Source organism: Mesorhizobium sp. M7A.F.Ca.US.005.03.2.1 (genome assembly GCF_003997795.1).
Taxonomy (GTDB): Bacteria; Pseudomonadota; Alphaproteobacteria; order Rhizobiales; family Rhizobiaceae; genus Mesorhizobium; species Mesorhizobium ciceri.
Window position 1 is genome coordinate 1 of the sequence record NZ_RZRP01000106.1, and the last position, 11,521, is coordinate 11,521.

General features: G+C 63.3%; 13 protein-coding genes and 1 pseudogene. 5 read left to right on the forward strand and 9 right to left on the reverse strand.

Translation table 11 applies throughout. The features are described 5' to 3' along the window. From EN991_RS08705 to nhaA, 4 genes are all read left to right on the forward strand, one after another. Window positions 1-1,037: ATP-dependent helicase C-terminal domain-containing protein (locus EN991_RS08705; protein ID WP_281058792.1), on the forward strand; the 1,037-nt coding region annotated here is incomplete at its 5' end. 26 nt (window positions 1,038-1,063) lie between these two features. Further along, window positions 1,064-2,395, forward strand: a complete 1,332-nt coding sequence (locus EN991_RS08710) for an ActS/PrrB/RegB family redox-sensitive histidine kinase (protein WP_013528073.1) — start codon at window positions 1,064-1,066, stop codon at window positions 2,393-2,395. A gap of 85 nt (window positions 2,396-2,480) precedes the next feature. Next, window positions 2,481-3,044: an ActR/PrrA/RegA family redox response regulator transcription factor gene (locus tag EN991_RS08715; protein ID WP_013528072.1), complete on the forward strand. Its 564-nt coding sequence runs from the start codon at window positions 2,481-2,483 to the stop codon at window positions 3,042-3,044. Window positions 3,045-3,106: 62 nt separating this feature from the next. Continuing rightward, a complete protein-coding gene (nhaA, locus tag EN991_RS08720) occupies window positions 3,107-4,315 on the forward strand; it encodes a Na+/H+ antiporter NhaA (protein ID WP_063169902.1) in 1,209 nt (402 codons plus the stop codon). Between the two features lie 14 nt (window positions 4,316-4,329). Here nhaA and EN991_RS08725 read toward each other — a convergent pair whose 3' ends face one another. From EN991_RS08725 to cueR, 4 genes and pseudogenes are all read right to left on the reverse strand, one after another. After that, window positions 4,330-4,830, reverse strand: a complete 501-nt coding sequence (locus tag EN991_RS08725) for an MmcB family DNA repair protein (RefSeq protein ID WP_050596417.1) — start codon at window positions 4,828-4,830, stop codon at window positions 4,330-4,332. A 91-nt stretch (window positions 4,831-4,921) separates the two neighbouring features. Next, window positions 4,922-5,182 carry a hypothetical protein gene (locus EN991_RS08730; protein ID WP_127219059.1) on the reverse strand — a complete coding sequence of 87 codons (261 nt, stop codon included), beginning with the start codon at window positions 5,180-5,182 and terminating at the stop codon, window positions 4,922-4,924. A gap of 941 nt (window positions 5,183-6,123) precedes the next feature. Further along, window positions 6,124-6,482: pseudogene (locus tag EN991_RS08740) on the reverse strand (OsmC family protein). A 58-nt stretch (window positions 6,483-6,540) separates the two neighbouring features. Continuing rightward, the gene (gene cueR / locus EN991_RS08745; protein ID WP_127368587.1) at window positions 6,541-6,963 is read right to left on the reverse strand and encodes a Cu(I)-responsive transcriptional regulator; all 423 of its coding nucleotides are present in this window, start codon (window positions 6,961-6,963) and stop codon (window positions 6,541-6,543) included. A gap of 226 nt (window positions 6,964-7,189) precedes the next feature. Between cueR and EN991_RS08750 the strand changes: the two genes are divergently transcribed. Continuing rightward, window positions 7,190-7,807 carry a L,D-transpeptidase gene (locus tag EN991_RS08750; protein WP_013528066.1) on the forward strand — a complete coding sequence of 206 codons (618 nt, stop codon included), beginning with the start codon at window positions 7,190-7,192 and terminating at the stop codon, window positions 7,805-7,807. A 111-nt stretch (window positions 7,808-7,918) separates the two neighbouring features. Here EN991_RS08750 and EN991_RS08755 read toward each other — a convergent pair whose 3' ends face one another. From EN991_RS08755 to EN991_RS08775, 5 genes are all read right to left on the reverse strand, one after another. Further along, window positions 7,919-8,245, reverse strand: a complete 327-nt coding sequence (locus EN991_RS08755; protein WP_064992973.1) for an NIPSNAP family protein — start codon at window positions 8,243-8,245, stop codon at window positions 7,919-7,921. A gap of 77 nt (window positions 8,246-8,322) precedes the next feature. Then, window positions 8,323-8,892: a NifU family protein gene (locus EN991_RS08760; RefSeq protein WP_013528064.1), complete on the reverse strand. Its 570-nt coding sequence runs from the start codon at window positions 8,890-8,892 to the stop codon at window positions 8,323-8,325. A gap of 189 nt (window positions 8,893-9,081) precedes the next feature. Next, window positions 9,082-9,573, reverse strand: a complete 492-nt coding sequence (locus tag EN991_RS08765; RefSeq protein ID WP_013528063.1) for a universal stress protein — start codon at window positions 9,571-9,573, stop codon at window positions 9,082-9,084. A 92-nt stretch (window positions 9,574-9,665) separates the two neighbouring features. Continuing rightward, on the reverse strand, window positions 9,666-10,733 hold the full coding sequence (trpS, locus tag EN991_RS08770; RefSeq protein ID WP_013528062.1) for a tryptophan--tRNA ligase: 1,068 nt from the start codon (window positions 10,731-10,733) through the stop codon (window positions 9,666-9,668). A gap of 171 nt (window positions 10,734-10,904) precedes the next feature. After that, the coding region (locus EN991_RS08775; RefSeq protein WP_206519180.1) for a lipid II flippase MurJ at window positions 10,905-11,521 on the reverse strand (617 nt) is incomplete at its 5' end.

Sequence of the window (11,521 nt, forward strand, 5' to 3'; positions counted from 1 at the left end):
GCGCGACCGCCGCCAAGCAACTCGCCGAAAGGCTGGCAAGGCAGGCTGGCGGGGCGAAGGGCAGCGAAGCTGCGGCGGGCGGTCCCCTGCTCGTGCACGCCTGGCCGGATCGGGTGGCGAAGGCGCGTGGCGAGCGTGGCCGTTTCGTGCTGGCCAACGGCTCCGGCGCCATGCTCGACGCCGCCGATCCGCTGGCGGGCGAGCCGTTTCTGGTCGTCGCCGACCTGCAGGGCAAGGCACAGAATGCGCGCATCACGGCGGCAGCGGCGATCGGCGAGGACGATGTCCGTGTCGCGTTGGCGGACAGGATCGAGGCGCGCCGTGAAACGAGCTTCGATCGGGACAAGCGCGCCGTGCGTGTACGTGAAACCGTGCGCCTTGGCGCCATCACGCTCGCCGAGCGCATGCTGCCGCCGCCAACGGGGGCCGACGCCGACCGCGCCGTCCTCGATGCCGTGCGCCAGCACGGGCTGTCGCTGCTGACCTGGAGCAAGGAGGCGCAAACGCTGCGCCAGCGGCTTGGCTGGCTGCATCGCGGCCTGGGCGCGCCATGGCCCGATATGGCGGATGACGCGCTCGTCGAGCGCCTCGACGACTGGCTGCTGCCTTACCTCGCCGGCGCGGCATCGTTTGCCGCCATCGATGCAGGTGTTGTCTCGGCCGGACTGGCCAGCCTCGTGCCGCATGATCTGCAGCGCAGGATCGATACGCTGGCGCCAACCCATTTCGACGCTCCGTCCGGCAGCCATGTGCCTATCCGCTATGACAGCGAATGGCCGGTGCTGGCGGTTCGCGTGCAGGAACTGTTCGGGCTCGACCGGCATCCCGCCATCGCCAATGGCACTGTGCCGCTGACGCTCGAACTCCTGTCGCCGGCGCACCGGCCGATCCAGACGACGCGCGACCTGCCCGGCTTCTGGCGCGGCTCCTGGGCCGACGTACGCGCCGACATGCGCGGCCGCTATCCCAAGCATGTCTGGCCGGAAAACCCGCTGCTCGCCGCCGCCACCGCCCGGGCCAAGCCGCGCGGGACCTAGCCTTTGGAGCTTCGCGGCTGTAATTCATGGCCATGATCAACGTTTTGCGTTCGCCCGATTTCCAGCAGAGCCAGAGACTGCGCCTCAACACGCTAATCCGGTTGCGATGGCTTGCCATTGTCGGTCAGAGCCTGGCGGTGCTCGTCGTCGCCTATGGGCTGAAGTTTCCGCTGCCGGTCAGCCTCTGCTTTGCCCTGATCGCCTGTTCGGCCTGGATGAACCTGTTTCTCGCCTTTCGCTTTCCGGCGGCGCACCGGCTCACGCCGCTTGCGGCCTTCGGCATCCTCATCTTCGACAGCCTGCAGCTTGCCGGCCTGCTCTACATGACCGGCGGCCTCACCAATCCGTTCTCGCTGCTGATGACCGTGCCTGTCGTCATTTCGGCGACATCGCTGCCCCTGCGCCTGACTGCCATCCTCGGCGGGCTGGTCATGTCGGCGGCGACCTTTCTGGTCTTTGTCCATCTGCCGCTGCCCTGGCATGAGGATGCGCCGCTGGCCATGCCTTTTCTCTATGTCGCCGGCATGTGGATGGCGGTGCTGTCCTCGATCGCCTTCACCGCCATATATGCCTTCCGGGTGGCCGCCGAAGCCCGGCTTCTGGCCAATGCGCTCGCCGCAACAGAGCTGGTGCTGCAGCGCGAGCAGCACCTTTCGGCGCTCGACGGGCTGGCCGCCGCGGCCGCGCACGAGCTCGGCACGCCGCTCGCCACCATCGCGCTTGTCGCCAAGGAGATGGAAAAGGCGCTCGGCAAGGATCCGAAATACGGGGAAGACGTGACGCTGTTGCGTTCGCAGAGCGAGCGTTGCCGCGAGATTCTCAAGCGGCTGACCAGCCTGTCCTCGGAGGGTGAGGCGCATCTTTCGCGGCTGCCATTGACATCGCTGGTCGAGGAGGTCACCGCGCCGCACCGGGACTTCGGCATCTCGATCAAGCTTCGGCCCGGCGAACGCATCGGCCCCGAGCCGGTCGGGCAGCGCAATCCGGGCGTCATCTACGGCCTCGGCAACCTGGTCGAGAACGCGGTCGATTTCGCCCGCAAAAGCGTCACCGTGCGCTGGAGCTGGGACGAGGCCACCGTCACCTTCTCGATCGTCGATGACGGCCCCGGTTTTCCGGCCGAGATCATCGACCGCATCGGCGAGCCCTATATGTCGACGCGCCAGGGCAATGAAACCGGCGGTGGTCTGGGCCTCGGCCTGTTCATCGCCAAGACCCTGCTCGAACGCTCTGGTGCCGTGCTCGATTTCCGCAATTCGAGTGGCCTGGGCGAGGGCGCCATGGTCCAGATATCGTGGCCGCGTGGTGTGTTCCTCAATCCGGAAATCACTTCGGCCAGCATGTTCGACACTGCCTGAGAGCCTTGAAGGACCTCTAAAAATTGGACAAGGAGGCTCAGGAACTATATTTGCGTAAAATTAAGGCAGCAGGAATTTTGAGACTATGACAGGCGACGAGAATATTGGCGCAATGGTTGAAGGCGAGGACACCTCGCTGCTTGTCGTCGATGACGACAAGCCGTTCCTTACGCGTCTGGCCCGCGCTATGGAAGCCAGGGGCTTCGTGGTCGAGACGGCCGAGAGCGTCGAGGAGGCGGTTGCCAAGGCGCGCGCCAATCCACCCGCCTACGCCGTGGTCGACATGCGGCTCGGCGACGGCAACGGCCTCGACGTGGTCGCGGCCATCCGCGAAAAGCGCGAGGATTCCCGCACCATCATCCTGACCGGCTATGGCAACATCGCCACCGCGGTGACCGCGGTGAAGCTCGGTGCGGTCGATTATCTCTCCAAGCCCGCCGACGCCGATGATATCTTCGCCGCACTCACCCGCACCGCCGGCGAGCGCGCGGCGCCGCCGGAAAACCCGATGTCGGCCGACCGCGTCCGATGGGAGCATATCCAGCGCGTCTATGAGATGTGCGAGCGCAACGTCTCCGAGACAGCGCGCCGGCTCAACATGCACCGTCGCACCTTGCAGCGCATACTGGCAAAGCGCGCGCCGCGTTAAGGCCACCGTTTGCCATCTTGCCGATTGAAACCCGCCGAAACAGGCGGCATGACGGAGGCGACATGCAGGATCTGAAGCAGCGGCCGATTTCCGTCTTCCGCGAATTTCTCGATAGCGAAGCGGCCGGCGGCATCATCCTGATGGCGGCGGCGGCACTTGCGTTGATCGTCGCCAACTCGCCGCTCGCCGAAACCTATTTCTCCGTGCTCCACGCCTATCTCGGCCCGCTCAGCGTCTCGCACTGGGTCAATGACGGGCTGATGGCGGTGTTCTTCCTGCTCGTCGGGCTGGAGATCAAGCGCGAGATGCTGGACGGCCAGCTCTCCACCTGGCCTCGGCGCGTGCTGCCCGGCATCGCCGCCGCCGGCGGCATGCTGGTTCCGGCACTCGTCTATGTCGCCGTCAACCGCAACAATGCGGCCGCCCTGTCCGGCTGGGCGATCCCGACCGCCACCGACATAGCTTTTGCGCTCGGCGTGCTGTCGCTGCTCGGCAGCCGCGTGCCGGCTTCGCTGAAGGTGTTCCTCACAGCATTGGCCATCATCGACGACCTCGGTGCCGTCATCATCATCGCCATCTTCTACACCAGCGGCTTGTCGCTGGCTTATCTGGGTGCCGCCTTCGCAATCATTGCCGCGCTTGTCGTGCTCAACCGCATGCGGGTGATGACGCTTGTGCCCTATCTCGTTCTGGGCGTCGTCCTGTGGGTTCTGGTGCTGAAATCTGGCGTCCATGCAACGCTTGCCGGCGTGGCGCTGGCGCTGACCATCCCGCTTGAGCGCTCCGCCGGGATCGGTCACGATCTGGACCGTTCGCCGCTGCACCGGCTCGAGCACGGCCTGCACAAGATTGTGGCTTTCGTCGTCATCCCGATCTTCGGCTTTGCCAATGCCGGCGTTTCGCTCGCCGGCCTGAGCTTTGGCGCGCTGATCGAGCCGTTGACGCTGGGTGTCGCCGCCGGCCTGGTGGTCGGCAAGCTGGTCGGCGTGTTCGGCTCCTCGGCACTTGCCATCAGGCTCGGTCTTGCCGACCTACCCGCCAATGCCGGCTGGACGCACATGATCGGCATATCGCTGCTGTGCGGCATCGGCTTCACCATGAGCCTGTTCATCGGCCTACTCGCCTTCGCCGGCGACGTGGCGCTGCAGGACGCGGTCAAGGTCGGCATCCTCGCCGGCTCCTTCATCGCCGCCATCCTGGGCGCTGCCGTGCTGCTCATGGCGTCCGCTAGGGGTGGCGTGGAGGACGGCGAAGAGGAGAGCCGGCCATAGACTGAAGGACGCCGCTACTCGCTCTCACCCTCCAGCGCCGGCACCGACACGCCGGCAAGCTCCGCCGCCAGCAGCCGCGAAGCGCCGGCCCGCGCGATCCGCAGCATCAGCGCCTTGCGCGTTGCCGCTGCCATGCGGTGCTCGGGCGCATCGCGCAGGATCTCGGCGCCATAGCCGTCGGAAAGGATGAAGCCGCATTCGTGCGGGAAGATCTCCGAGGGTACGCCGGGATGGGTGGCGAAGAAGAAGCGGTCGGAATGCAGCCGGTAGTCGGGCCATTTGCGGTCGACCCTGAAATCCTCGATCGAGGATTTGATCTCGATGATCCAGATATCGCCCTGCCGGGTCAAAGCGACGAGGTCGGCACGGCGGCCGGTGGCCAGCGACAGTTCGGGCAAGACATGCGCGCCCATATCCATGAGCAGCCGCTGCACACCGCGCCGCACCAGCATGGCGCGTTCGGACTGGCGACCGTCGATGAGAGGGTTGATTGGGATGGGCGAGATGATCGGCATGCCAGGCACCATGCCAGATTCTGTTCACGGTTTGAACCTGTTTTATGCAGGCGATTGTATATTCGATATACCCGGATATACCCAAAAGAAGTCAGGCATTGATCCTTGAAAGATTGAGCTTGTGGTGCACACCATCGTTCTCATGGGGACGGGCGGCACAAAATTGAACAGCACTGATGGTGAACAACTGTGGGCCTTTGACCTTGATGCTCTGCGCAAGGCTTTCAGAAAGTCCGTTCAGGAGCATAAAGTCACCACGGCTGATTGGGCGGAGCACGCCAAGCAGTTCCTGGAAAAACAGAGAGATCGTCAGCGCAAATCGACTTGATATGCTGCGCCGGTCAATTTCCATTTGGTAACTTTAAGATAGCAGCGAAAAAGTCTTTGCGCGTCACCAACCAAAGTCAGATGCAACCGCTTTAGTTCCGCGAATGCCGAATGGCATAAGCAGGGAGACGTCACTTCGACACTTTCGTGAAGTGCGCACCCCATCTGCGGGTGATGCATCGCTTTATGTAAATTAGCTAAAGCGAATATAAGAGAAAAGTGATATTTTGGAAGCAGCCGGGGCACCCCCCAATACACCCCGCTCCGGTCAGGCCCGGTGGCGGTCCACCCAAAGGAAGGCTACCGGGCCGATCCCTGCAACCAACCGGTGACCCGCTCGTTGATCCCATGCCGGGTTGATCCCCCGGCACTCCAGGACCTGCCCGCTGCCGAGGGGCGGCGGGCCTTTTTTGCCGATTGATTGAAGCCCGCAGCGATAGCGAAGGCGCCGGCGGGCGCCGGGACCTTCGCGTTGCTGGTCTCGTCAGAAGTGGATCCAGAAGGATCTGCGGAAACATCTGCGGCGCCAATAGCCATTGCGCCAATAGCGACGGCAGACCCGCCTCCACCCGCGTCGGCGACGGCGGCGGTGCCATCTGCGGTGCCGCACCAACTCGACGCCATCCTGGACACCGGGACCATCCGGGTCGAGAATATCGTCGGACGGTTTGTCGAGCTCGTCGAGAATGCCGGGCCCCGTATTCGGGATGCCGGCCAAGGCGGTGGCAGGACGCGCGATTGCGACGACGGTCGCAGCCCCTGCCAGCCCAAGCATTCCAGTCAGAAACAATCGCCGATCCATGCCAACCTCCATCGTTGATCATTGCGACAAGGGAAGACATAGAGCGGCTGATTGACGCGCCCAGATGCCGAAGAAAATTGGGTCAATCGCTCTGCCGTGCCGGCGGCGGGCCTTTTTTGGCGATCTCTGACAATCCACGCGGCCAATGCGCCTGTTCCCGGGGATCATTCCTCCGACAAGCCGGCCGCCGTTGCGGCCGTTTCAATGCTCACCGGCACGCCCTGGCGCAGGGAGTTGCTGACCGTGTTGACGAGGTCGCGAGCAAAGGCTTGCCTTCGAGGTTCAGCGTCACGGTCACGGCGATCTTGTCGAGCGTTACGCCCATTTCCTCGGCGACGTAGCGAAGATCGTTGCAGAAGCAGCCGCCGATCGCCAGGGCAAGCAACTGGCCGCCATTGAAGCCCAGGCCCATGCCGCCGGCCTTGCCTTCGGGCCGGTCGACGATGATCGTGTGGCCGCCGGCCCAGCCCATGGCGGCTCGCGTGTCCTCCACATTGCGCAGTTCGACGGTCATCGAGACCATTGCGGATGTCCTCCCGGCAGGAGTCGACCAGGCTTCGGGCGTCGTCGACATACGGTCATTATGCAGGCGCAGAGGCGCCCTTGTCGCTGGGCAATGCCGCGCCCGCCATGTCATCAAGGATCGGACAATCCGGCCTTTCGTCGCCGTGACAGGCATGAATCAGTTTCTGCAGCGTCGAGCGCATCGACTGCAACTCGCGCACTTTCTCCTCGATCGCCGTGACATGGGCGGCGGCGATTTCGCGCACGTTTTGGCTGGCGCGGCTGCGATCCTGGTAAAGCGCCATCAGCTGGCGGCAATCGTCGATGGAAAAGCCGAGATTGCGCGCGCGGCGCAGGAAGGCCAGCCGATGGATGTCGTCTCCGGAATAATCGCGGTAGCCGTTGGCGGCGCGTGCCGGGGCGATCAGGCCGATCTCTTCATAGTAACGGATGGTCTTGGCCGACAGGCCGGAGCGGTGGGCGGCGTCACCGACATTCATGACGGTTCTCCTCGATTTCTAGGAACCCATGGAGCAGGCCCCTTGAATTTGCTTCACAATCCTGTGAGTCCTGTTGCCAAAATGCCATAGTGATACGCTTACCGGTACGTCAAGGCAGGCATATAGGCATCGCGCGCTTGGCAAGCAAAGCAAATGCCAGCATGAATGATGATGAGAGAGCGGCCGACTCGTGCCGCCGAGTTTGGGCGGGGCACCGGATCACCTGATGCGCATGAAGTCGTTTGCAATCATCGCCGCACTGGCGCTCTCCACTGCTATCGCCGGTTGCAGCACCATCGGCTCGCAGATCTTCTCCAACGACTACGGCGCGGTCACCGACGCCGGTTATCAGCTGCCGCGCATCCCGATCGAGAAAGTGCCGATGAAGTACCATCGGCAGGAAGTGAACTACGATAGCCCGGAAAAGCCGGGCACGATCATCGTCGATACGCAGAACAAGTTCCTTTATTTCATCGAGGGCGACGGAAGGGCCATTCGCTACGGCATCGGCGTCGGCCGCGAGGGCTTCGAGTGGCATGGCACCGCCCACATTGCGCTCAAGCGCGAATGGCCGACCTGGACGCCGCCGAGGCAGATGATCCAGCGCCAGCCGGAATTGGAAAAGTTTGCCGGCGGCATGGAGCCGGGCCTGAAGAACCCGCTCGGCGCGCGCGCCATGTACCTGTTCAACAAGGGCGGTGATTCAGGCTATCGCCTGCATGGCAGCCCCGAATGGAATTCGATCGGCAAGGCGATGTCGTCTGGCTGCATCCGGCTGATGAATCAGGATATCATCGACCTCTATGACCGCGCCTCGGTCGGCGCCAAGGTCATCGTTCTCTAGAGGCAGTTTTCGTACGCGGACCGTCTAGGCAACAACGGACGTCCCAAGCAGAAAACCGGGCAATTCGGCCCGGTTTTTTGTTGTTTGCGCGATGCGACGCCTGTTCGGCGGTCAGGACACCGCCGAGAACGCGGTGGGAACTAAAATTTGGTTGATGATTGTCTCGGTGATCTGGCCATCACGCTCGGAGTCTTCCCGCGCCTGCGTCCAGGCAGGGTCCTTCACGAACGCCGTCCAACGCTCTTCGCGTTCGGCCAGCGATTCCCATGCCAGCATGTAGGTCAGTTCGTTGTTCGAAGCTCCGATCAGCGTGGTAAAGAAACCCGCTTGGCGGATACCGTGCTTATCCCATAATTTGAGCGTGATCTTGTCGAAGCGATCAAGAAGCGCCGGCAAGCGTCCCGGCAAAGCCCGGTAAACCCGAAGTTCGTAGATCATTTTGGAGTTCCTTCTGACCGATGCGCCGGAAGAAATCGGACCAGATGGTCAGCAGGGTAGAATTATCAAAACGGGCGTCAGGAGACCTGCTCGACCTGCTGCACTTCCGGCACGAAATGGCGCAGAAGGTTCTGGATGCCGTGCTTCAGCGTCGCCGTCGATGACGGGCAGCCGGCGCAGGCACCCTTCATGTGCAGGAACACCGTGCCATTCTCGAAGCCGCGGAAGGTGATGTCGCCGCCATCCTGGGCGACCGCCGGGCGCACCCGCGTGTCGAGCAGCTCCTTGATGGTGATGACCAGCTCCTCGTCGGCCTTGTCGTAGAACTCACCGGTCTGGCTGGTCTCGGCGGCCGGGCCAGCCTTGGCCATGACGGGCGCGCCGGACATGAAATGCTCCATGATGGCGCCGAGGATCGCCGGCTTCAAATGCTGCCAGTCGGGGCCATCCTTGGTCACGGTGATGAAGTCATAGCCGAAGAAAACGCCGGTGACGCCAGGAATTTCGAACAGCCGGCCGGCCAGCGGCGAGGCGACGGCGGCGCTGTCGGCATCGCGGAAATCGGCGGTGCCTTCCACAAGCACTTCCTTGCCGGGCAGGAATTTCAGCGTCGCCGGGTTTGGCGTCGATTCGGTCTGGATGAACATGGCCGTCTCCGTGCCCGTTTGGGCATCTAGTTTGGAACAATTCTAAATAGGCTCAATTGGCTGGACATTCAAGCGAAACGCATCGCCGGAATGGCTGGCTGGCGGAATGTTTTTTACGCGCCCCTGGGACGTGCCCGAAGGTGTGTTGAGATTCAGGTCAGGCCGGCATCACCTGAAAATCAGCACACCTCAGGCCAGGCTGTCTATTTCCTCGTCCGAAAGGTTCTGCGGCACGACAGTCACCGGGATCGGGAAGGCGGCACCCTTGCCGGCCACGGCGCCGACCAGCGGTCCCGGGCCTTCCTTGCCCGCACCGGCGGCCAGCACCAGGATGGCGATGTCCTGGTCTTCCTCGATCAATTTGTGAATCTCTTCCGTCGGCTTGCCTTCGCGGACCACCATCTCGGGCTCGATGCCGAGCTTCTGGCGCACCTTGTTGGCATAGCTGTCGAGTGCGGCGCGCGCCGTGGCGTTGGCTTCCTCGCGCATGATCTTCTCGACACCCAGCCAATGCTGGAAGTCGTCCGGCACGATGACATAGAGCAGCACCAGCGTGCCGCTGGTGCTCTGCGCCCGTTTCGAGGCATAGGCGACGGCACGCTCGCATTCCGGCGTGTCGTCGATGATCGTCAGGAATTTCCTGCGATGGCCGGCTTCGCGGCTGAGGCGTTTGGAGACCATGTCTATCTACTCGGTGTCTTGCGGCGCAATCTGCCACTGCGGCGGACCGGCGGCAAGCCGCCGGCCTTGTGCCAGTGCACCCAATGTCGCGATCAGCCCTGCAGCAGGCCGATAATGTCGCGCACCGTCTTCATCGTCGCTTCGGCCAGCACGCCGGCGCGCTCGCCGCCGTCCTTAAGCACCGCGTCGACATAGGCGCGGTCATCCGAAATGCGGCGCATCTCGCTGGCGATCGGCGCCAGTTTTTCCACAGCAAGATCGGCCAAGGCCGGCTTGAACACGGAAAACTGCTGGCCGGCGAATTGCTTGAGCACATCCGCCTTCGACATCTCGGCGAGACCCGCATAGATGCCGACCAGGTTTTCTGCCTCGGGCCGGCCGGCCAGGCCATCCAGCTCGCTCGGCAACGCTTCCGGATCGGTCTTGGCCTTGCGGATCTTCTTCGAGATGTCATCGGCGTCGTCGGTCAGGTTGATGCGCGACAGATCAGACGGGTCCGATTTGGACATCTTCTTGGAGCCGTCGCGCAGCGACATGATGCGCGCCGCCGGCCCGCCGATGACCGGCTCGGTCAGCGGGAAATAGCCGTTCACGGTCTCTTCGCCGACCTGCATCTCGACGCCGACGCCGAGCGCTGCGATACGGTCGGAGAAGTCGTTGTTGAATTTCTGCGCGATGTCGCGGGTGAGCTCCAGATGCTGTTTCTGGTCCTCACCGACAGGGACGTGGGTGGCACGGTAGAGCAGGATGTCGGCAGCCATCAGCGAGGGATAGGCGAGCAGGCCGAGCGAGGCATTCTCGCGGTCCTTGCCGGCCTTGTCCTTGAACTGCGTCATGCGGTTCATCCAGCCGATGCGCGCCACGCAATTGAAGATCCAGGCAAGCTCCGCGTGCTGCATGACCCGTGACTGGTTGAAGACGATGTGCTTCTTCGGATCGATGCCCGAGGCCAGGAACGCAGCGGTGATAGACCGCGTCTGGTCGGCCAGGTCTTCATAGACGAGTTGGGCTGTCAGCGAATGCAGGTCGACGACGCAATAGATGCAATCGGAGGTGTCCTGCAGGGCAACGAATTTCTTGATGGCGCCGAGATAATTGCCGAGGTGCAGATTGCCGGTCGGCTGGACACCGGAAAAGACGAGTGGCTTGAAGGCGGTCATGATTGTCCTCATGGCTTGTGGAGGGCCGTATAAGCGTGATTCCGAAAAGTTGCAGACTTTTCGGAGCCAATCACGCGGCTGGAAACCGCGCGCGGCGAAAGTCTTGCGACGGGCGCGCTTATGGACGAAGACGGCGCTGCGATCAAGACGGCGCTGCGAGCGTGTCGTGCGCTACTCGTCAAGTTCGGTCTTTGCGATCGGTGGCGCCGACTTGCCAGATCCCCGCTTGACGTTGCGACGGATCATGCCGAAATCGGCGCCGCCGGTGGCAAACGCCGTGATGAAGTACAGCAGCGCCCCACCCGCAACCAGCGACAGCAGCGTCGTCGCCTTGACCACCAGCGGCGAGCCGGGCCCGAGCCTGACGGCGAACCAATGCTCGGCAAAATAGAGCGCTGCCCCCATCACGATAGCCGACAGCACCAGACGTGGAATGCGCTTCATCAGCGGCACGTCGCGGCCCCAGTGGCCGCGCCGGATCAGGACGCCGAGCAGCATCACCGCGTTGACCCAGCCGGCGACGGCTGAGGCCACCGCGATGCCGGGTGCGCCCATCCGTGGAAACAGCGTCAGCGCCGTGGTGACGTTCACCGCCACCGAGATGGCGGCAAAGATCATCGGAGTACGCGTGTCCTCTCGGGCGAAATAGCCCGGCGTGAATGCCTTGATCAGCACGAAGGCCGGGAGGCCGAGGCCGAAGATCGCCAGGATCGCCGCCACCGTTGGCGTCGAGCCGTTGGCGGCGAACGCGCCGCGCTCATAGACCAGCCGTACGATCGGCTCCGACA

Bases quoted from the DNA above. Each gene is read 5' to 3' on its own strand.
- EN991_RS08710 (WP_013528073.1), top strand. From the start codon at position 1,064: ATGGCCATGATCAACGTTTTGCGTTCGCCCGATTTCCAGCAGAGCCAG.
- EN991_RS08715 (WP_013528072.1), top strand. From the start codon at position 2,481: ATGACAGGCGACGAGAATATTGGCGCAATGGTTGAAGGCGAGGACACC.
- nhaA (WP_063169902.1), top strand. From the start codon at position 3,107: ATGCAGGATCTGAAGCAGCGGCCGATTTCCGTCTTCCGCGAATTTCTC.
- EN991_RS08725 (WP_050596417.1), bottom strand. From the start codon at position 4,830: ATGCCGATCATCTCGCCCATCCCAATCAACCCTCTCATCGACGGTCGC.
- EN991_RS08730 (WP_127219059.1), bottom strand. From the start codon at position 5,182: ATGGAAATTGACCGGCGCAGCATATCAAGTCGATTTGCGCTGACGATC.
- cueR (WP_127368587.1), bottom strand. From the start codon at position 6,963: ATGAATGTCGGTGACGCCGCCCACCGCTCCGGCCTGTCGGCCAAGACC.
- EN991_RS08750 (WP_013528066.1), top strand. From the start codon at position 7,190: ATGCGCATGAAGTCGTTTGCAATCATCGCCGCACTGGCGCTCTCCACT.
- EN991_RS08755 (WP_064992973.1), bottom strand. From the start codon at position 8,245: ATGATCTACGAACTTCGGGTTTACCGGGCTTTGCCGGGACGCTTGCCG.
- EN991_RS08760 (WP_013528064.1), bottom strand. From the start codon at position 8,892: ATGTTCATCCAGACCGAATCGACGCCAAACCCGGCGACGCTGAAATTC.
- EN991_RS08765 (WP_013528063.1), bottom strand. From the start codon at position 9,573: ATGGTCTCCAAACGCCTCAGCCGCGAAGCCGGCCATCGCAGGAAATTC.
- trpS (WP_013528062.1), bottom strand. From the start codon at position 10,733: ATGACCGCCTTCAAGCCACTCGTCTTTTCCGGTGTCCAGCCGACCGGC.